The sequence below is a fragment of the Thiofractor thiocamini genome, from assembly GCF_055384375.1.
Window position 1 is genome coordinate 54,906 of record NZ_AP042389.1, and the last position, 19,455, is coordinate 74,360.

22 protein-coding genes are annotated in these 19,455 nt (G+C 34.2%); 12 read left to right on the top strand and 10 right to left on the bottom strand.

Annotation, left to right across the window (positions count from 1 at the left end; all coding sequences use genetic code 11):
• Positions 1–49: 49 nt before the first annotated feature.
• Positions 50–1,033, bottom strand: a complete 984-nt coding sequence (locus ACZ47B_RS00315; RefSeq protein ID WP_464894683.1) for a DDE-type integrase/transposase/recombinase — start codon at positions 1,031–1,033, stop codon at positions 50–52.
• A 157-nt stretch (positions 1,034–1,190) separates the two neighbouring features.
• Here ACZ47B_RS00315 and ACZ47B_RS00320 point away from each other — a divergent pair, with 157 nt between their 5' ends.
• Genes ACZ47B_RS00320 through ACZ47B_RS00355 form a run of 8 tightly spaced genes read left to right on the top strand, consistent with a single transcriptional unit; the run spans position 1,191 to position 6,707 of the window.
• Positions 1,191–1,433, top strand: coding sequence for an HP0268 family nuclease (locus tag ACZ47B_RS00320; protein ID WP_464894684.1), 243 nt, complete (start codon positions 1,191–1,193; stop codon positions 1,431–1,433).
• Positions 1,434–1,489: 56 nt separating this feature from the next.
• A complete protein-coding gene (miaB, locus tag ACZ47B_RS00325) occupies positions 1,490–2,755 on the top strand; it encodes a tRNA (N6-isopentenyl adenosine(37)-C2)-methylthiotransferase MiaB (RefSeq protein WP_464895737.1) in 1,266 nt (421 codons plus the stop codon).
• Entirely contained in the window at positions 2,748–3,383 is a 636-nt protein-coding gene (locus ACZ47B_RS00330; protein WP_464894685.1) for a lysophospholipid acyltransferase family protein, read from the top strand. The genes miaB and ACZ47B_RS00330 overlap by 8 nt, the downstream gene beginning before the upstream one ends.
• The gene (locus ACZ47B_RS00335; RefSeq protein WP_464894686.1) at positions 3,377–3,835 is read left to right on the top strand and encodes a hypothetical protein; all 459 of its coding nucleotides are present in this window, start codon (positions 3,377–3,379) and stop codon (positions 3,833–3,835) included. Before ACZ47B_RS00330 ends, ACZ47B_RS00335 begins: the two co-directional genes overlap by 7 nt.
• Positions 3,813–4,652, top strand: a complete 840-nt coding sequence (locus tag ACZ47B_RS00340; protein ID WP_464894687.1) for a tyrosine-type recombinase/integrase — start codon at positions 3,813–3,815, stop codon at positions 4,650–4,652. The genes ACZ47B_RS00335 and ACZ47B_RS00340 overlap by 23 nt, the downstream gene beginning before the upstream one ends.
• Complete coding sequence (locus tag ACZ47B_RS00345; protein WP_464894688.1) at positions 4,652–5,665, top strand: hypothetical protein; 1,014 nt, start codon at positions 4,652–4,654, stop codon at positions 5,663–5,665. The genes ACZ47B_RS00340 and ACZ47B_RS00345 overlap by 1 nt, the downstream gene beginning before the upstream one ends.
• Complete coding sequence (locus ACZ47B_RS00350) at positions 5,662–6,180, top strand: hypothetical protein (RefSeq protein ID WP_464894689.1); 519 nt, start codon at positions 5,662–5,664, stop codon at positions 6,178–6,180. Before ACZ47B_RS00345 ends, ACZ47B_RS00350 begins: the two co-directional genes overlap by 4 nt.
• 2 nt (positions 6,181–6,182) lie before the next feature.
• Positions 6,183–6,707 (top strand): hypothetical protein, encoded by a 525-nt coding sequence (locus ACZ47B_RS00355; RefSeq protein ID WP_464894690.1) that lies wholly within the window; start codon positions 6,183–6,185, stop codon positions 6,705–6,707.
• Here ACZ47B_RS00355 and tilS read toward each other — a convergent pair.
• The 4 genes from tilS to panC are packed head-to-tail and all read right to left on the bottom strand — an operon-like array spanning position 6,677 to position 10,428.
• Positions 6,677–7,681, bottom strand: a complete 1,005-nt coding sequence (gene tilS, locus ACZ47B_RS00360) for a tRNA lysidine(34) synthetase TilS (RefSeq protein WP_464894691.1) — start codon at positions 7,679–7,681, stop codon at positions 6,677–6,679. The two genes, ACZ47B_RS00355 and tilS, sit on opposite strands and share 31 nt — an antisense overlap.
• Complete coding sequence (rimO, locus tag ACZ47B_RS00365) at positions 7,656–8,966, bottom strand: 30S ribosomal protein S12 methylthiotransferase RimO (protein ID WP_464894692.1); 1,311 nt, start codon at positions 8,964–8,966, stop codon at positions 7,656–7,658. Before rimO ends, tilS begins: the two co-directional genes overlap by 26 nt.
• A gap of 4 nt (positions 8,967–8,970) precedes the next feature.
• Positions 8,971–9,561, bottom strand: coding sequence for a flavin reductase family protein (locus ACZ47B_RS00370; protein WP_464894693.1), 591 nt, complete (start codon positions 9,559–9,561; stop codon positions 8,971–8,973).
• A gap of 42 nt (positions 9,562–9,603) precedes the next feature.
• Entirely contained in the window at positions 9,604–10,428 is an 825-nt protein-coding gene (panC, locus tag ACZ47B_RS00375) for a pantoate--beta-alanine ligase (protein WP_464894694.1), read from the bottom strand.
• A gap of 79 nt (positions 10,429–10,507) precedes the next feature.
• Between panC and prfB the strand changes: the two genes are divergently transcribed.
• Both prfB and ACZ47B_RS00385 read left to right on the top strand, forming a co-directional pair.
• Entirely contained in the window at positions 10,508–11,602 is a 1,095-nt protein-coding gene (gene prfB, locus ACZ47B_RS00380) for a peptide chain release factor 2 (RefSeq protein ID WP_464894695.1), read from the top strand.
• Between the two features lie 18 nt (positions 11,603–11,620).
• On the top strand, positions 11,621–11,947 hold the full coding sequence (locus ACZ47B_RS00385; RefSeq protein WP_464894696.1) for a hypothetical protein: 327 nt from the start codon (positions 11,621–11,623) through the stop codon (positions 11,945–11,947).
• On the opposite strand, the gene ACZ47B_RS00390 is transcribed toward ACZ47B_RS00385, so the two are convergent.
• From ACZ47B_RS00390 to ACZ47B_RS00405, 4 genes are all read right to left on the bottom strand, one after another.
• Entirely contained in the window at positions 11,944–13,542 is a 1,599-nt protein-coding gene (locus ACZ47B_RS00390) for a DNA polymerase III subunit gamma/tau (protein WP_464894697.1), read from the bottom strand. The two genes, ACZ47B_RS00385 and ACZ47B_RS00390, sit on opposite strands and share 4 nt — an antisense overlap.
• 43 nt (positions 13,543–13,585) lie before the next feature.
• Positions 13,586–14,329, bottom strand: coding sequence for a glutamate racemase (murI, locus tag ACZ47B_RS00395; RefSeq protein ID WP_464894698.1), 744 nt, complete (start codon positions 14,327–14,329; stop codon positions 13,586–13,588).
• Between the two features lie 32 nt (positions 14,330–14,361).
• A complete protein-coding gene (gene rho, locus ACZ47B_RS00400) occupies positions 14,362–15,720 on the bottom strand; it encodes a transcription termination factor Rho (protein WP_464894699.1) in 1,359 nt (452 codons plus the stop codon).
• 109 nt (positions 15,721–15,829) lie between these two features.
• On the bottom strand, positions 15,830–16,330 hold the full coding sequence (locus ACZ47B_RS00405; protein ID WP_464894700.1) for a hemerythrin domain-containing protein: 501 nt from the start codon (positions 16,328–16,330) through the stop codon (positions 15,830–15,832).
• Positions 16,331–16,478: 148 nt separating this feature from the next.
• Here ACZ47B_RS00405 and ACZ47B_RS00410 point away from each other — a divergent pair, with 148 nt between their 5' ends.
• Both ACZ47B_RS00410 and ccoS read left to right on the top strand, forming a co-directional pair.
• Positions 16,479–18,884: a heavy metal translocating P-type ATPase gene (locus ACZ47B_RS00410; protein WP_464894701.1), complete on the top strand. Its 2,406-nt coding sequence runs from the start codon at positions 16,479–16,481 to the stop codon at positions 18,882–18,884.
• Positions 18,881–19,114 carry a cbb3-type cytochrome oxidase assembly protein CcoS gene (ccoS, locus tag ACZ47B_RS00415; protein WP_464894702.1) on the top strand — a complete coding sequence of 78 codons (234 nt, stop codon included), beginning with the start codon at positions 18,881–18,883 and terminating at the stop codon, positions 19,112–19,114. The genes ACZ47B_RS00410 and ccoS overlap by 4 nt, the downstream gene beginning before the upstream one ends.
• Here ccoS and ACZ47B_RS00420 read toward each other — a convergent pair whose 3' ends face one another.
• Complete coding sequence (locus ACZ47B_RS00420; protein WP_464894703.1) at positions 19,115–19,414, bottom strand: c-type cytochrome; 300 nt, start codon at positions 19,412–19,414, stop codon at positions 19,115–19,117.
• Between the last annotated feature and the right edge of the window lie 41 nt (positions 19,415–19,455).

Sequence of the window (19,455 nt, forward strand, 5' to 3'; positions counted from 1 at the left end):
CTCAGGATTATTTTCTAAAAGGTATTTTACAGGAGTTTTCATAAATAAACTATGATGTGCTATTTTTCGTATTATAATCAATTAGCCAATTTGCCATTTCTTTGTTAAATTCATCTATATCAGTAAATAGTAAATCATCATAGTAATCTACAAACTGTTCTTGTAGAGTTCTGTTAAACCTTTCATTGTGAGCGTTCATTTTAGGGCTTCTTGGGTATGTCCAATAATGAGTTAATTGTTTATCTTGCAAAAGAGCATCAAAGTCTTTTTTAAATTCAGAGCCGTTATCAGACAGTATTGCATATTTATTTTTAATATCTTTTGCATTATATGATAATCCATCAATTAAAGCCGCAAGAACTTTAGAGGTATAGCGTGTATTTTTAGTAGGAATTGCAACTGCATAAGCGATACGACTATTGGGATCAATCATTGTCATGATATATCTTTTTATTCCCAAAGATGTTCTTTGAATTGTATCAACTGCCCACATGTGCATAGGTTTGGTTTTAAGCCCTTTGGGTTTACGTGTTTTAATTTCTCTTTTTTTAGGTTTGACTTTGCCTTGATAATTTATACGATATGGGAACATTCTCATTTTATCTTTATCTCTTGCAATGATTCTACCGATGGTAGATTCTGAAGGTACTGGAATATTGTTTTCTTTACACCATGGTTGTAACATTACATGTAATTTTGCTTTGCCCATGTTTGGATATTTTTCTCTTAGTTTCTTTATCTTATTAACAATAACTTTAGGTGTAGTTGGCATCCTGGTATTGTTTAGTTTGGTTGATTTTGAATTTAAGGAACGAATATTTCCTTGATTCTCTTTTAATTTTGCTTTCCATCGATAGATTGTTCTCCTGCTTATACCAAATGCATCTTTGGTAGCCTCTAGTCCGTATTTATTATAAAACTGTAATATTTTATATCTTTTGTTTGCTTCATCTGTTTTCATATTAAAAAGATAGCTAAATCTCTTTAAATATACATAACCTTTTATTCCATTAAATAAATAATCTGTTTGCATCTATCACTCTTTATTTCTTTTTAAAGAGTGCCATATGTTTCTGAACTTATGCACATAGCTGGGTCAGGGCTTGACTTTTGGCTGAATTTAACAAAAGCACAAATTTATGATATTTTTGCTAAAATATTCGATTATAACTTAAACAAAAGAGGAAGACATGGAATTAAAACTGGCTAGAACCGAACTTGGCGCTAAACCGAAAAAGATAAAACTTGAAAAAATCGAAGAGATAGTCAAAAACGAGGGACAAAAGATATTTTATTTTGACAAAGACAATTCTCATAAAGACTTGGTTGCTTTGGTGGAGCATTTCGAAGAGATGGGATATAGTGTTTACCTAAGAGAGATAAAATATACTCTTGATGAAAATGACTATATATACGAGATACATATACTCTAAGGTTTAATGTGCAAAATAGTCGTAAAAAACTCTACATAGAAACTCTCGGGTGTGCTATGAATGTCCGTGACAGCGAGCATATGATAGCTGAGTTGACCCAAAAAGAGAGATATGATTTAACCGAAGATGCAAAAGAGGCTGATCTTATACTTATCAATACATGCAGTGTCAGGGAAAAACCCGTTCATAAGCTTTTTTCTGAAATAGGAGCATATAACAAGATAAAAAAAGAGGATGCTAAGATAGGAGTATGTGGCTGTACGGCAAGCCATCTAGGCGATGAGATCATCAAAAAAGCACCGAGTGTGAGTTTTGTTTTGGGGGCTAGGAATGTATCAAAGATAACAAAAGCCGTAAAAGAGGATAAGTTTGTCGATGTGGATATCAACTATGACGAGAGTGAGTATGCTTTCGGGGATTTTAGAAGTTCACTTTACAAAGCATATATCAATATCTCCATAGGATGTGATAAAAAGTGTACTTACTGTATCGTGCCTCATACAAGAGGAGAAGAGATATCCATACCTCCTTCCATCATAGTAAATGAAGTAAAAAAAGCTGTTAAAACCGGAGCTAAAGAGATATTTTTACTTGGTCAAAATGTCAATAATTATGGAGCCAGGTTTGGGGATAAAGCTCAGCCAAAGATGGATTTTAGCGATCTTTTGGAGATGGTGAGTGAAGTTGAGGGAGTAGAAAGGATTCGTTTTACTTCGCCACATCCTTTGCATATGGATGATAAATTTTTAAAAGTATTCGCAACCAATCCAAAAATATGCAAATCCATGCATATGCCACTTCAAAGCGGCTCAACTCAAGTTTTAAAAGAGATGAAAAGAGGCTACACAAAAGAGTGGTTTTTAGATAGGGCTTTAAAACTAAGAGATATGATAAAAGATGTACATATCAGCACAGATATCATCGTGGCGTTTCCCGGAGAGAGCGACAAAGACTTTGAAGATACTTTGGATGTGGTAAGACAGGTAAGATTTGAGCAAATGTTCTCTTTTAAGTATTCTCCTAGACCTTTTACAAAAGCAGCCGAGTATAAGAACCAAATCCCAAGCGATATAGCAAGCATGAGGCTTAAAACACTGCAGGATTTGCATACTTCCATCATAGACGAAATAAGTGAAAAACAAAACGGAAAGAAGTTTAGTGTACTTTTTGAAGAGTTAAAACCAAACGGTATGATAGCCGGCAGAAGTGACAATAACTTTATGATACAGGCAAAAGGAAGTGAAGAGTATCTTGGCAAATTTGCCGATGTAGTTATAACCAACCCAAAAAGAATGGTGCTTTACGGAGATATAGTTGAGTAAAGAGAGCAAAAGAAAGCTTATCTCTTTGCTTTTGCCGCCAATAGGGTATATCCTGATAAGATTGATATATTTAACATGTACAAAAAAGTACTCTTTACCAAAAAACAGACTGGAAAACAAGCCGTATATCATAGCCTTTTGGCACGGAAAACTTTTGATGCAGCCGTTTATCTACAATAAATTAAGAGATAAGCCTAAAGTTGCAACTATGATAAGTGAACACTTCGATGGAGAGATCATAGCAAAAGTCATAAGTTATTTTCATTTTGAATCCATCAGGGGAAGCAGTAAAAAAGGTGCCGTAAAAGTTTTAAAAGAGGCATTTAAAAAGGTAAACGAAGGGTATGACATAGCTATCACACCTGATGGTCCAAGAGGTCCAAGGTATAGTATAGCTGACGGTATAGTCGCCATTGCACAAAAAAAAGATATGAAGATAGTGGCATGCAACTTTTATGCGGATAAGTTTTGGAGACTTAAGAGTTGGGATGGTTTTTTGATACCTAAACCTTTTTCAAAAATTTGTCTTTATGCGCAGGAGCCGTTTTCTATAGAAGGGTTGGAAAAAGAAGATGCCAAAGAGAGGATAAAATCAGCCTTGATGGCAAAAGAGGAGAGTTTATGCTGAAAAAAGTTTTATATATCGTGCTTTTTGTCATTTTTTCTTTTTTGATTATTTATTTCTTCTTATTCAATGACTCATATAAAAAATCGCTTCAGGCAAGAGTTTACTTTGGTTTGGGAGAATATGACAAAGCTTACACTCTCTCCAATGAGGCTTATCTCAAAGATCCTTACAACAGAATGGCTCTAACCATACTAAATGCAAGTAAAGCATCCTTAAAATATGAAAAATACATAAAAGAGGCAAAAAAGTATCTTTCGGATATCAAAAAAATCAGTAGTAAAAAAAGTATAACACCGGGTGAACTTGCAAAGATAAAACTCATATGTGAAGTTATGATGGGTCAGTATGAAAAATTAAAACCTATAGTGATAGATGACGGTGATCTTGTAGAGCATTCCACCAAAGAGTATAAAAAATTTAAGAAAATATATGAAGAGCTTTTTAAAAAATAATATCGAGAAATTTTTACGGTACAAAAAAAAGATAAAAGGCTTTAGTGAGCACTCGTTAACAACCTACAGGTTGAATCTTCTAGAAGCTGTAGAGATAATGGAAATTGAAAATATAAATGATGAGATGATTTTGCAAATGATGCCATACAGGATAAAAATCGCAAATAACAATAAAAAAACCATAGCGAAAAAGATAAGCATAGTAAGAAGTTTTGTAAAATTTTTAAAAGAGAGTGGATATAAAATAAAGCTCTTAAATGATGAGAGTGTAAAAACTCCAAAAACGCTTCCCAAACCGGTCGATTTTATACATATAAAGGAGGCTTTGAAATTTGCCGATGAAGAAGAGGAACTTATCGTGCTTTTACTGTATGGGTTTGGTCTTAGGATTTCAGAACTTTCAAATTTGAAGATAAAAGATATCAAAAATGAGTGGATAAGAGTTGTCGGTAAAGGAGATAAAACCAGAAATATACCTGTTCTGCCGATTGTAAAAAGTAAAATCAACTCATTTTTGGAAAAAAATAGAAGAAATATCTATATATTTGAAAAAAATGGAAAAAGATTAAGCGAAAATAGTTTAAGATATAAGATAAATAAAATTTTTAAAAGAGTGGGATTGAAAGTGACCCCACATCAGTTACGTCACTCATATGCCAGCGATATACTCAACTCCGGCGGGAGGATAACGGATGTCAGCAGGCTTTTAGGGCATAGTTCACTTTCAACAACCGAAATATATACAAAATTAGATAGTGAGTATAAGTTAAAAAATTACAAAATGGCTCACCCGCTGTCAATGAAGGAGACTGTTTGATGAATATGTCAAAAGTGATACAAAAAAGATTTTCCAATGTCTTCATAGCGGTTTTGGCTGAGAAAAATGAGTATGTCCTTAGGTATATCGTAGTTAAAAATGAAAAAATCCTGATAAATGAAGATAAAAGATTTCCTATGGATGAGGATAAAAGACTCTCTTCAGATATAAAAGAGTTCCTAACTTCGCTTGAAAAAAATTATAAATTCGTATATATCGCCTATCTCTTGGATGCTTCAGGGCAAAACTGTCTGCCGACTTGTAAAGAAGAAGAGTTTACAAAATACAATATAGATAAAAACAAAATCATAAAAGTCTGTATTGAAGAAAAATGGATGATATACGCTTTAAAAAGTGATATAAAATGGATAAAAGAGTTGTTTGAAGAGAGTGGGGTGGATTTTATATATTCGCCGTTTTTGGTGCTAAATAACTTTATACACAACAAAAAACAAAAAACAAAAAATAATCTGTTTCTTTTATATACGGAAAATTTCATCACTCTTATGATATTTGACGGTGATAAAGTGGTATTTAGTGCATTTTTTAAAATACCTTACAAAGAGTTTGAATTTTCCAGTGAAGAAGATGAACCAAAACCCGAAGAGAGCGATACCGTTATAGAAGGCATAGAACTTGACAATATAGAAAGTGAAGATGAAGAGTTTGATGGATTTGTAGATATTACAAAGCTAGAAGATGACAGTGAACCAGAAGATGATATCCTAGAAAGCGCAAAAGAAGAGGTTGCATCATCTACACTCGAAGACCTCGAGCTTTATGGAAGAGAAGTCGTTATATTCAAGTTTATCAGTTCCGCTATAGAAGAGTACTATAAAAATGATATATACGAGAGTGAATTTTTGGAAGAAATTATCATTTATAATGATTCTAATATAAGTAATGATATAATAACTATGATAGAGAACGATTTGTTTTTGGATGTGGAACTACATTCGATAGATGTTAAAGAGGAGATGATCAATATGTCGATTAAAGAGGCAAATCTTTGAGTTACAGTTTTATAGCGCCTAGAAAAAAAGAGCTTATAGACAATATATCAAAAATGTGGCTTGCTTTTATAGTTGTGGTCGTGGTCATACTCTCTGGTTTTGATCTGCTTATAAAATTAAAGATCCATTCACTTAAAAACCAAACTAACAGTTATATAACAAAAACAAAACAGTCCCGTACAATTTCAAAAAAACTTCAATCCAATATAGTTTTTCTTACCAAAGAAAAATCAGTTGCCGAGGAGATTTACGCTTCAAATACCATACTTAAAGATAGCATAAAAAATCTTTTTGATCTAGTGCCTGATCAGATAACTCTAAAAAAAGTTATCATGAAAAAAGATTCTCTTACTCTTTACGGCATCTCGCCATCCAAAGATACATTCAATTTTCTGCTTGGCTCACCTTTGAAGTCGATATTTCAAAGCAGCAATACTATATTTTATCTAAACAGTGACGGTTGGTATAGATTTGTAAGCAGCAACAAGATAATAAACGAAGAGGATAGGCTTTAAAAGTGAAAAATATAGGAATTTTGAAACTTTTGACTTTTTTGTTTATATTTGTCTTTGTGGTTTTTTTGGTAGTTTTTGTGTTTATAGTACCAAGCATCAAAGAGTTAAGAAATGCAAAGATAACAAATGCAAAAGCGTACAACAGATACAGCTATGCCATAAATGAGCAAAGATCAAAAGAGAGAGAATTAAAAAAGCTAAAACATGACAACCTGAAGATCATAAGAGCATTTGAAGCAAAATTCAAAGAGGGTGATTTTTTAAAATTTTCGAAAAAATACTTCAAGCAGGTTTCATTGAGTAAAGAAAAAAGTAAAGTTTATAAAAAAGACTTCGTTGTTTATGATTTTCATACGGTTTCAAAGATAACTGAGCCAACGGTTTTTTATAAATTCTTAACCGATATCAACAGATATGACAACATCATCCAAACAGATTTTCCTATACAGATGCAAGCAGTACAGGATGATATCAATACAACTTTCAAACTCAAAGTTTATAAACTAAAAAGTTCCAAATCAAACTGATTTTTATAGATATATCCTCTTATTTTGGGAGGGATTTTTTTTACCCTGCATTTTTCTTTAAATTTTTTATCCATAGTAATTTGTATGTATGGCGATATGTAGATAAAACCGTTTTTAAAAACTATGGCAAATCTGTCGCTGATGACCACATCTTTTTTTTCGATGATTTCATCTTTTTGTTTTTTTGAAAGAAGATATCCAAGCTCTTTTAAAACATTGTCTATGCTTCTTATGTTTTTTATATCATTTTTCATATCTTCAACTATATAAAGTTCCTTAAAATTTTTATATATTTTCATAGTAAAAAGTTGATTTTTATCGGTTTGAAGATATTGAAAGCTTTTTAAGATTCCACTTTTGTACTCTCTTAAAAGAGTATTGCTGAAGTTTTTCCTAAAATAGTTTCTTCTATATCTTGTATCAATATTTGTTTCATCTATGAAATACGCTATGTCATTGTAATTTAAAAAATTTAAAATTTCATCTCTTGATATGTTTATAAGAGGTCTTATGAGTGTATAATCTTTTCTCTCTCTTATCTCATCAAATCCCAAAAGCTCAACTAATCCGGCACCTTTGGTAAATTGCATCAAAAACCACTCTAGTTTATCATTTAACTGGTGGGCAGTGATGAGGTGAGTGTAATGCTCTTTTTTTATGATTTCTTTAAAAAAATCATATCTAAAAACTCTTGCGTTATGCTCAAAGTTATTTTGAGGAAGTTTGGCTTTTTTGTGATAAAGCTTTTTTTTATACCTTTTTGCCAACTCTTTGGCATATTTTTCTTCTTGCTTTGACTGCTCTCTTAACTGATAGTCAACCATTATCATATCGAACTCTATCTTATATGATAAAAGTATAAAAAAGAGAGCAGATGAGTCAACTCCGCCGGAAAATGCAAGAAGATTTTTCCCTTTTTTTAACTCTTCTAAACTCTCTTTTGATATATCAGGCAGGTTTTTTAACGGTTGCAAGCAGTTTGTCTCCTACCAATTCATTTACATATGCAATATAGAGTTTGTCACTTTGTAAGCTTACTTCGCTGTCATTTATGAGTATTTCTCCATCTATTTCCGGTGCCCAAACAAGTTCCCTTGCTCCAAAGAAAAACTCTCCTTCACTACTTTCGCCTGTTGTTATGACTTCTATATCTTTCCCTGCTTTTTGTTTAAGACTTTTTATGGTTTTTTCTTCTACGATTTTATTTAATTCTTCAATTCTTTTATCTATAATATCTTGAGATATTTTATCTTTCATTTTAAATGCAAATGTATCCTCTTCATCAGAGTAGCTAAAAAGTGTAACCCTGTCAAAATCAAACTCTTTTAAGAACTCTTTTAACTCTAAAAAATCTTCTTCGCTTTCTCCTGGATGTCCGACTATGATGGAAGTTCTTAGAAAGCTATCTTTGGCTTCTCTCATCTTATAAAGCTGCTCTTTTATCCTTTTGGCATTTGCTCCTCTTTTCATAATCTTTAGCATTCTATCACTTATATGTTGGATAGGCATTTCGAAATAGTTATGGAAAACTTTTGAGTCGATTATCCTTTGGATAAGATCATCGCTTGTGGTAGTTGGATATAGGTAAAGTATCCTTGCACTTTTAACACCCTTGATCTTTTCAACTTCATCTATGAGCTTGATAAGCCCCTCTTTTTCTCCAAAATCTCTTAGGTAAGAGCTGCTGTCTTGAGATATAAAGCTAAAGTCGAAAAAACCATCTTTGGTCAATTTTTCAACTTCATCTATGATACTTTGCAAAGGTCTTGATTTGAGTTTTCCTTTAAACCCTGGTATCGCACAAAAGCTACAGCTTTGATTGCATCCTTCGCTTAGTTTGATATAAGCATGGGCTTTACTTCCTGTTACTACTCTCTCTTCAGTAGTGATAAGGTATGTTTCACTTGAAAATTTAGAGTGTTTCTCTTTTATGATTTCATCGATTTTGTCATAGTCTCCGACTCCAGTAAAAAGATCTACCTCTTTTAACTCCTTTTGAAGTTCATCTTTGTATCTTTGGGTTAAACATCCGCTGACAACCAAAAGAGAATCCTCTTTTCTTTTTGAATGCAGCTCAAAGATTGTATCCAAACTCTCCTCTTTTGCCGCATCTATAAAGCCACAAGTGTTGACTATCAAGACATCGGCTACAGATGCATCATCAGTTATCTCATAATCTTTTAACTTTCCAAGCATAACTTCACTGTCAACTAGGTTCTTGGTACACCCAAGACTAACTAAATGTAATTTTTTTCTCATATTTCTACTTTATTTTCGGAGGTTTGATGATCCTGCCCAAAAAGGCATACTCTCCGCCAAGTCTTGCGATGGGTTTGTATGTTGTCCTCAAGCTCTCATCTATACAGTTATCATCTACATACTCTTTTTTGATCTCAAGTATCAAAGGGATGGTTTTGCTCCCTTTCAAGTTAACTTCTTTGTAAAGTTCACAAAAAAAAGCCAAAGGGGTATTCTTGATGATAGGTGGAAAATCATCAACTATGCTTTTGGTTTCTATATCAAAGATTTTTGCTTCACTCTGAGAAGAGGGTAATTCTTTGGAGCTAAAATGCATAGGTTCAAGAAGAGTTTCATCGGCTATACAAAGAGTACATTTTTTACTCTCTCTTATATTTTTGAGGGTATCTTTTGGCGAGCCGTCACTTTTGTGCCCTATGGATACTATCACTGTGGGAGGGTTTGAAGATAATCCTGTAAAGTAACTAAAAGGAGCGATGTTCAACACACCATTGTTACCCTCTGTGACTATCCAAGCGATCGGTCTTGGTATGATACCCCCGGCCATAAGTTTATACCTATCTTTAGGTTCTATTTTTTCATAATCGATCAACATAATATTTGCCTTAATTTTTAATTTTTTACTTTTAATTTATCATTAAACTTCTATATTGTCTATAAGTCTTGTAAGCCCTACATATGCGGCAACTAAAATCCTGCTGTTTCCCGGTTCTACAGTATCGATTTTATTAAATTCTCTATCTGTTATCTCGATATATTCGATTTTTAATTTGTCCAATGTTTTTTCTATGAGGGATTTTATCTCATCGCAATTTCGCTCACCTTTTGCTATAAGTTTCGCGGCTTTTTTAAGTGCATATGAGATAAGCAGGGCGTCACTATGTTCTTTGTCATCAAGGTAGGCATTTCTGCTACTAAGAGCCAAGCCGTTATCTTCACGAACTATGTCACACTCTTTTATATCAACCCTTAAAAACAGTTCTTTAACCATTTTTTTTATAAGATAAAGTTGTTGTGCATCTTTTTTGCCAAAGTAGGCATTGTCGGCTTTGGTGATATTTAAAAGTTTTAAAACCACTTGCAAGACACCGTTGAAGTGGCCAGGTCTGTGGTACCCTTCCAAAATATAGCCTTTGATCTTCGGTGCCGATATGAGCGGCTCATCTTCAAAGTATATCTCATTAACCGTCGGTAAAAAAAGTATATCCACTCCGGCCGTTTGACATATCTTTTTATCCGCTTCAGTTTTTTTGGGATATTTTTCAAAGTCCTCACCTTCTAAGAACTGGGTAGGGTTAACAAATATGGAAACTATGGTCATGTCGTTTTCTTTTACACTTCTTTGTATCAAAGATAAATGACCCTCATGCAATGCACCCATAGTGGGTACAAAACCGATGGTTTTATCATTTATAGTATCTATATATTTTATCAAATTATTAGTTTTTGTAAATATTTGCATCGATATACAATTCCTTAAGCCGTTTTTTTGTAAAATATTAGTTATTATTATACCAAAATAAACTGAGACAGGAGTATTTTTGGACAATTATGAATACAATGAACTTTTAAAAAAACTACAAATCAAGATAGAAAATATCCAGAAGATAATAGAACCCGAAAAATTACAAAAAAGAATAAAAGAGATAGAATCCCTGGAAAAATCCCCCGAGTTTTGGAGTGATGCGAAAAAAGCCGGAGAACTTCAAAAGGAGAAGAACAGCAAAAAATCAATCCTTGAAAAATTTCAAAATGCCAAAAATGCACTTGATGATGCAAAAGATCTGTTACAGATGGCAGATGAAGAGGGTGATGAAGAGACAAAAGAGATGCTTTTTGAAGATGCGCCAAAACTTGAGGAGCTTATAACCAAACTTGAGATAACCATGATGTTAAGCGGCAAAGATGATGAGAAAAATGCCATCATCTCCATACACCCGGGTGCCGGTGGGACTGAGAGTCAAGATTGGGCAAGTATGATATACAGGATGTATCTAAGATGGGCTGAGAGAGAAGGGTACAAAGTAGAACTACTTGACTACCAAGAAGCCGATGAAGCCGGCATAAAGGATGTAAGTTTTATCATCAAGGGTGAAAATGCTTACGGGTATCTGAAAGTAGAAAACGGCATACATAGACTTGTCCGTATAAGCCCGTTTGACAGTAACGCAAAAAGACATACTTCGTTTTGTTCTGTTATGGTAAGCCCGGAGATAGATGATGATATCAATATAACCATAGAAGATAAAGATATAAGAGTGGATACATACAGAGCCAGCGGAGCAGGCGGTCAGCATGTCAACAAAACAGACTCGGCTATAAGAATCACACACATACCAACCGGTATAGTAGTACAATGCCAAAATGATAGAAGCCAGCACAAAAACAGAGCAACTGCGGAAAAAATGCTAAAATCAAGACTTTATGAGTTGGAGTTGATGAAACAGGAAGCCGAGAAAAACGGAGTGGAAAAGAGTGAGATAGGGTGGGGACACCAGATAAGAAGTTATGTTTTAGCTCCTTACAGACAGGTAAAAGATAACAGAAGCAACAAAGCCTACTCAAATGTAGATGCCATACTTGACGGGGATATCACAAAAGTCATGGAAGATGTACTTATATCAACTAAAAGCTAAATAAACTAAAGGAGAATCATGCAGTACACTATAGATGCGGTGCTGACTCAGCTTGGGTACAGTATCAATGAGAGTGTCAAAGCTCAAATGAAAAATATCATAGAAAATACCAAGAATTTTATGGATATTCAAAAACATATCATTCAGCTAAATGATGCACTAAAGCCTTTTCAGGCTTATATCGCTATGTCAAACTCTAACAGTTACTTAAAAATCAAAAACGAATCTCCAGGAGAGAGTTTGAAAAAAGTTGATGAAATGATAAAAGAGTGGGCAAAAAAATATAAGATCAGTTTGAAAAAAGTTGACGGAAAAGAGACTTACTATATACTTGGTAAGGATTAAACCTTTCTTCTAACTGTTATCTTTTTTGGAGTAAATAGTTCGGTTGCTTTTTTGATGAACGGGTCTTCGAGGATATTTTCCTCTTTTGATTCGTTATCTTTATTTTCAAGATGAGATGCTACACAGGAGGAGGGAACTCCTTCCTCTTTTGGAGCCGATTGTTTTACTTCTGTGTTTAATTCATCGTTTTTTTTTGAGCAGGGTTGCATGGAGATAGTACAGTTTATGCCGTATATCTCTTTGACAAAGTGTTTTATGACCCCTGAAGCAACTCTTAGAGTTTTTTTACATTCACCTTCCGCACAGCTTTCAAGTATCAATTTATCACTTTCGTAATTTATAAAACTAACACTCTCTTCAAAACATTTTCCGGTATCATAATTTCTATCATACAAAGATGAGATGAGCCTTTGCCATTTGTCATCTTTTGTGATTTTTTCTTCTTTTTGAATGGTTTTATCTTCTGTTTTTTTGTTTGAATCTTCAAATTCTGGCTGTTTAACCTCCTCTTTTTGAGGAGATATTTCAGATATATTCATATCTTTTTCGATTGTATTTATAAGCTCGTCTATGGTTTTAATCTTTGTAGCTTCAAGCAGTTTGAAAAAGAGCAAAGACAAAACGAAACCGCTGTCTGCATTTAAAAAGAGAAGATTTTTCGCATCACTTAATATCCTAAAAAATCTATCATATAAAATGGTGGAAAACCTTACATCGTTTTCAAAAAACGAGTTTTTCAAGTATGCTATCATCTCATCTATGACAACTTCACTTTCATAATTTTCAAGTTCTTTTATAACGGATAACAGCTCTTTTTTATCATTTTTAAAAATTATCTCAAAAAGATTGTCAAGAAACTGAGGATCGATGAGTCCCAACATATCCGCTACACTCTTGGTATCTATATAACCTTTCGCATAAATGATAGCTTGATCCAAAAGGGTTAAAGTATCTCTTAAAGATCCGTTTCCTGATCGACTTAGCATATCAAGTGCTTCGCTTTCGTATTTTATGTTTTCGTTATTTAAGATAAATTCCAAGTGATGCTTTATATCTTTGGTAGCGATCCTTTTAAACCTGAAATGCTGAGTTCTTGAGAGTATGGTTGCAGGAAGTTTCAAAGGATCTGTTGTAGCAAGTATAAATTTTATATACTCCGGTGGCTCCTCAAGTGTTTTTAAAAGAGCATTAAATGCCTCACGGGTCAGCATATGAACTTCATCTATGATAAATATCTTGTATCTTGCCATATTCGGCTTGTATTTGGTTTGCTCTATCAAGTCTCTTATATCATCAATTTTTCTGCTGCTTGCAGCATCCATCTCTATGATATCGATATGTCTGTTTTCATTGGTAGCTATGCAGTTTTCGCAAGTTTCGCAAGGGACGGCTGTTGGTCCCTCATCGCACACCAAAGCTTTAGCAAAGATTCTTGCAGTTGAAGTTTTTCCGCTTCCTCTAAGTCCCGAAAAAAGATAAGCATGGGATAATCTTTTGGAAGTTAAAGCCCCTGTCAATACTTGTGTTATAGAGTCTTGACCGATTAATTCTTCGAAAGATTTCGGACGATATTTAAGTGCTAAAACTTCTGACATATGACCTCTTGATAATATTTTTACTATTTTATCCTAATGTTACTTAAAAACTTAACCACTCTTTGGCAACTTCTTTCAAGTGAGCAGGATTTTCTGTGGCATAGTAAGATATGTTGGTATTTTTATATGTTTTTTGCAGTTTAAAATTCTCTTTTAGATACTCTACTATAGCTTCTCCTGAGTGTATAAGCAGAGTCTTTGGAAAATTCTTTTTGTACTCTTTTTTTAAAAGCGGGAAGTGAGTACATCCCATGATAAGAGCATCGATTTGTTTCAATTCTTTAAAGTAGTGTTTCATAGTTACATCAACTATCTCACCGCTGTAAATCTTTTCTTCAACGATCGGTACAAAAAGAGGAGTGGCTTTTTCTATGATATTTTTATATCCCAAATTTTGAAGTAAATTTTTATATTTTTTACTGTTTATGGTAGCTTTTGTTCCTGTTATCAAGATGGAGCTGTTTTTATCTTTTAGTCTGTTTTGAAGAGCTTTTACTCCAGGCTCGATGACACCTACAACAGGAAAAGGTGCAACTTCTTTTAAGTCCGCTATCGCATAAGCGCTTACACTGTTGCATGCCACGATAAGAAGGTCTATGTCAAAGTTTTTGAAAAATTCAAGTGCTTCAAGCGCATATCTTATGATGGTATTTTTATCTTTTGGACCGTATGGAACACGAGCGGTATCACCATAGTAAATGATCTCTTTGAAAAGATTTTCTTGTAAAATACTTTTAACGACGCTAAGTCCTCCAACGCCGCTGTCAAAAACTCCGACTTTTTTCAAAAAATTACCTTGTAATTTTACTCATTATCTAATCAGTCGTTCATTATGGATAGAAACTCTTTGTTGTCCTTTGTTTTTAAAAGTTTTGAGTAAAGAAATTTTAAAGCTTCTATCTCTTCCATTTGGCTTATAGCCGTTCTTAGTGCCCAAATCTTTGGAAGATCATCTTTGTCAACCAAAAGTTCTTCTTTTCTAGTACCTGATTTGACTATGTCAATGGCAGGGTAAATTCTTCTATCTGAGATATGTCTGTCAAGGATGATTTCACTGTTTCCAGTACCTTTGAACTCTTCAAAGATAACTTCATCCATTCTTGAGCCGGTATCTATGAGTGCGGTTGATATGATGGTAAGACTTCCTCCGCCCTCTATGTTCCTGGCAGCTCCAAAAAATCTTTTTGGTTTATGAAGAGCATTTGCATCAACTCCACCGCTTAAAACTTTACCACTGCTTGGAGTGACGGTATTGTAAGCTCTTGCAAGTCTTGTGATGGAATCAAGTAAAATAACTACATCTTTTCCTATCTCCACTCTTCTTTTTGCTTTTTCTATAACAAGTTCGGCTACTCTTACATGGTTATTTGCTGAAAGATCGAAGGTAGAGCTGTAAACATCACCTTTTACACTTCTTTTCATATCGGTAACTTCTTCGGGTCTTTCATCAACCAAAAGGACTATCAGTTCAACTTCAGGATGATTGTATGTGATGCCGTGGGCTAGTTCTTTTAAAAGTTCCGTCTTGCCACTTCTTGGAGGTGCTACTACAAGAGCTCTTTGACCTTTTCCTATAGGGATAAAAAGATCAAGCACTCTGCCGGTAAGTTTTAGCGGGTCATACTCGAGTTTTAACTTTTGGGTTGGATAAAGAGGGGTTAGATTTTCAAAAAGAGGTCTGTTTCTACTCTCTTTCATAGGAAGATAGTTTATGGCTTCTATCTTTAAAAGTGCATAGTATCTTTCTTGGTCTTTTGGCGGTCTAACCTGTCCTGTTACCACATCTCCTGTTCTAAGAGCGAACTTTTTAACTTGAGTGGCACTGACATAAGCATCATTTTGGCTGTCGCTTAGATTTTCATCGACCGCTCTTAAAAAACCGTATCCTTCATGTGTGATTTCAAGAATCCCGGTAAAGAGTATGTATCCTCCTTTGCTTGTCTGGGATTTTAGTATTTCGAACATCAAATCCTGTCTTTTGAACTGATTTGGATTTTCTATGCCCAGATTTTGTGCGATTTCTATAAGTTCTTCTATATTTTTTTTACGAAGCTCCTCTATCCTGTAGCCTTCAACGGGTATGTGGGTTCTTTTGCCATTATATTTTTTGCCATTATTGTTGGCACTGTTTGCAGATTTTGTCTGCGTATTTTGTTTAGAATTGTCTGAAGTGTTCATTCTACCTTCTTTTGTTTATTTGGATTTGTGTAGTTTTAAGCGGTAAGTACTGGTGCTAAAATTTTGATGAGTGTATTTTATAATAAGTTGGAGATTTTGTCAAATCCCGTTATTTTTTATAAAGCGGGTACAGTTCCGATTCTTCAACCTCTATTCTCGATTTGAGAATTCTGCCTATCGCTTCAAGCTCACTTTTAAACAGTCCTAGATATTGATCGTTAAATTCTATATTTTCATATTTTTTCAAAAAAGCAAATACATCTTTATATATCTCTTCGGCTGATTTTGACATATCTTCTATAAATTCCTCGTGCTCGCTGTCTTTATAATAATTTTTCAGATAAAGATAGAGTTGTATTTTTTCACTGTAATTGTGAATTTCAAGATTTACCTTAAAAGCTTTCAGGTACTGCTTTAGAGTTTTATATTTTTTGCTTTGTGCCGCTTTTGCAATTTTACTGAATTCATTTATCAAGTTTTCATGATCTTTGTGTAAATTCTTCATAAGGTCTTCATTGTAAGGAACTCCTACATTTTTCGATAAATGTACAGTATCGGCATTTTTATCATTAGTATCAGTTTTTCCAAAAATTTTTTTTAAAAAACTCACTGTAAAAACTCCTTCTCAAATTTTTATTACATAGTATACTATTTTAATTCTTAAATTACTTTGTTATGACTTTATTATGACTATGTTTGCTTAATTTCAGCAAAAATATCCTATAATGCAAAGCTCAATTATCTGTTTAAGGAATATTTTGGCCAAAGTTGTCTGTGATCACTGCAAGCTTGAATTTGATGAAAAAGTTATGATAAAAGATGAAGTAAACGGTGAAGTAAAATACTTTTGCTGCAAAGGCTGCCAGGGGATTTATCATCTTTTAAGAAGTGAAGGTTTGGATGATTTTTATGATAAAGTCGGCAACAACAAGCTCGAACCTCCTAAAGATATCCATGATGATTTGCACAGGTTTGATCTAGAGGGTTTTAAGAAAAAGTATATCACAGATAAAAATGGACTTTGCGAGATAAATCTTATCATAGAGGGTATCCACTGCTCGGCCTGTGTGTGGCTGAATGAAAAAGTTTTGCACCAAACAGAAGGTATTATAGAAGCGAGCATAAACTATACAAACAATAAAGCCAAAATCGTGTGGGATCCTGATACCATAAAACTTTCCCACATCATAGCTAAGATACGCAGCATAGGATATAACGCCTATCCTTATGATCCAAAGATCCAAGAAGAGCAGGCAAATAAAGCAAGAAGGGATTACTACTCAAGGCTTTTGGTGGCTGTGTTTGCGACCATGAATATCATGTGGATAGCTATAGCCCAATATACCGGTTATTTTACCGGTATGAGAAGTGACATGAAAAATGTCTTGAATATTGCAGAATTCATACTTGCAACACCTACGCTTTTTTACACAGGATGGGTTTATTTCAAAGGTGCTTACTTCGGACTTAAAAACAGATTTGTCAATATGGATGTACTTGTCGCGACCGGAGCTAGTTTGGCTTATATCTACTCTATTTATGCCATGATAACCAAAAACGGTGAAGTTTACTTTGATTCGGTTACTATGATCATCACTTTTGTATTTGTCGGCAAATACTTAGAAGTCTTAAGTAAAAAAAGTGCGATAGACAGCATGGATAGTATGCTTGGCACTATTCCGACTGAAGTGCTAATCGTAAAGGATAATGAAAAAGTTTTAGTAGCTGTTGAAGAGGTAAAACCAAATGATATAGTGGAAGTAAAACCGGGAGATAAGATAGTCCTTGACGGTATCATAGTTTCAGGTGAGGGAAGCTTCGATCTTTCGAGTTTAACCGGTGAAAGTGTACCTGTTTATAAAAAAGAGGGTGATGAGATCATAAGCGGCTCGGTCAGTCTCGATAGTGTTATAAGATATAAAGTTACGAAAGAGTACAGTAAATCAATGCTTTCAAGCATTGCGACTTTACTTGAAGAGTCGATATCCAAAAAACCGCATATAGAAAAATTGGCTGATAAAATTTCAGGGTATTTTTCACTCGCTATTTTATCTTTTTCCGTACTTACTTTTGTATTTTGGTATCTTTTTCTTGGAAGCGGCTTTGAGAGGGCTTTGATAGTATCCATATCAGTCATAGTCATAGCATGTCCGTGTGCTTTGGGACTTGCTACTCCTATGGCTACACTTATAGGTATAGGTGTGGCAACCAAAAAAGGGATACTTTTCAAAGAAGCCGGTTTTTTAGAGAGTATGGCAAAAAGTAATACACTGGTACTTGATAAAACCGGTACTATAACCGAAGGCAAACCAAAAGTTGTAAACTATGAAAAGATTGAAGAGTTCGATCTGAATTTACTCTACTCTTTGGTTAAGACTTCAAAACACCCTGTAAGTAAAGCCATAGCCCGTTTTTTAGAAAACAGATATGATGATCTAAAAGAGTTGGATTTAAAAGAGAGAAAAAATATCGAAGCAAGAGGCATAAGTGCATTTTATCAAGATCAAAAACTTATAGGCGGAAACAAGCGACTAATGATAGAAAATGAGATAAAATATGAAAAAAATTACGAGAACACTGTATTTGTTTTTGCTGTCAATGACCATATAAAAGCTGTGTTTGAGCTAAAAGATACACCAAAAGAGGGCGCTAAAGAAGCTTTGAAAGAGATAAGAAAAAGAGGTATCAAAACTATCATGCTAACGGGCGACAATGAAAAAGTAGCAAAAAAAATAGCTCATGAAATGGGCATAGATGAAGTGTATCACTCTCTTTTTCCAAAAGATAAAGCTGATATCATAGAAAAACTTCACAAAGAGGGCAAGATCGTCATAATGGCGGGGGACGGTATCAACGATGTGTTAGCTCTTGGTCTCAGCGATATAGCTGTTAGCATGGGAAGCGGAGCTGAAGTGAGTGTGGAAGTGAGTGATGTGGTTTTGCTCAATGATGATATAAGAGCATTAAGTGATGCCATAAAAATCAGTAAAAGAGTTTATCTTAGTATCAAAGAAAACTTGATGTTGTCGGTCTTGTACAATGCCATAACCATACCTTTGGCGATGGCAGGGTATGTGATACCGCTCGTGGCAGCACTTAGTATGTCACTTAGTTCTCTATTGGTTGTAGGCAATTCATACAGGATAAAAAGGGGTATAAAGTGAGTAGCGGTATAGTAGCTATAATGATAGGGGTTTCGACTTTTTTGGGAGCTCTTGGTCTGTGGGCACTTTTGTGGGGATTAAGAACAGGGCAGTTTGACGATCAAAAAAAATTTTTGGATGGAGCCAAGTTCGATGGTGAAGATGAGTTAAATGATGCTGTTAATCTAGAAAAAAGAAAAAAGAAGATAAAGAAAGAAAAGGAGCAAAAAAGATATGCTCCTCCAGATTGATTACTTAAGACCTGCTATATAATCAGCTACAGCTTTGATTTGATCAGCGCTGTAAGAAGCTACTTGACCTTTCATAACACCTTTCATAGGACCACCGAATGTTCCGGCTTTGTAACCCTCAAGTGCTTTAACTATCTCGTCAGCTTTCATGCCTTTTACAACTTTAGATACGCCAAGTGCTTTTTTACTAAAATCCGCACCGTGACAACCTGCGCATTTTGCAGTCAAAGCTTTTCCGTCAGCAGCCATCAAAGATAGTGCACCTGCAGTTACTAGTGTAGCAATTACTAATTTTTTCATATACTCTCCTTAAATTTTGTCTCGTTATTATATCTATTTTT

Bases quoted from the DNA above. Each gene is read 5' to 3' on its own strand.
- ACZ47B_RS00315 (WP_464894683.1), bottom strand. From the start codon at position 1,033: ATGCAAACAGATTATTTATTTAATGGAATAAAAGGTTATGTATATTTA.
- ACZ47B_RS00320 (WP_464894684.1), top strand. From the start codon at position 1,191: ATGGAATTAAAACTGGCTAGAACCGAACTTGGCGCTAAACCGAAAAAG.
- miaB (WP_464895737.1), top strand. From the start codon at position 1,490: ATGAATGTCCGTGACAGCGAGCATATGATAGCTGAGTTGACCCAAAAA.
- ACZ47B_RS00335 (WP_464894686.1), top strand. From the start codon at position 3,377: ATGCTGAAAAAAGTTTTATATATCGTGCTTTTTGTCATTTTTTCTTTT.
- ACZ47B_RS00340 (WP_464894687.1), top strand. From the start codon at position 3,813: ATGAAGAGCTTTTTAAAAAATAATATCGAGAAATTTTTACGGTACAAA.
- ACZ47B_RS00345 (WP_464894688.1), top strand. From the start codon at position 4,652: ATGAATATGTCAAAAGTGATACAAAAAAGATTTTCCAATGTCTTCATA.
- rimO (WP_464894692.1), bottom strand. From the start codon at position 8,966: ATGAGAAAAAAATTACATTTAGTTAGTCTTGGGTGTACCAAGAACCTA.
- ACZ47B_RS00370 (WP_464894693.1), bottom strand. From the start codon at position 9,561: ATGTTGATCGATTATGAAAAAATAGAACCTAAAGATAGGTATAAACTT.
- panC (WP_464894694.1), bottom strand. From the start codon at position 10,428: ATGCAAATATTTACAAAAACTAATAATTTGATAAAATATATAGATACT.
- ACZ47B_RS00385 (WP_464894696.1), top strand. From the start codon at position 11,621: ATGCAGTACACTATAGATGCGGTGCTGACTCAGCTTGGGTACAGTATC.
- ACZ47B_RS00390 (WP_464894697.1), bottom strand. From the start codon at position 13,542: ATGTCAGAAGTTTTAGCACTTAAATATCGTCCGAAATCTTTCGAAGAA.
- rho (WP_464894699.1), bottom strand. From the start codon at position 15,720: ATGAACACTTCAGACAATTCTAAACAAAATACGCAGACAAAATCTGCA.
- ACZ47B_RS00420 (WP_464894703.1), bottom strand. From the start codon at position 19,414: ATGAAAAAATTAGTAATTGCTACACTAGTAACTGCAGGTGCACTATCT.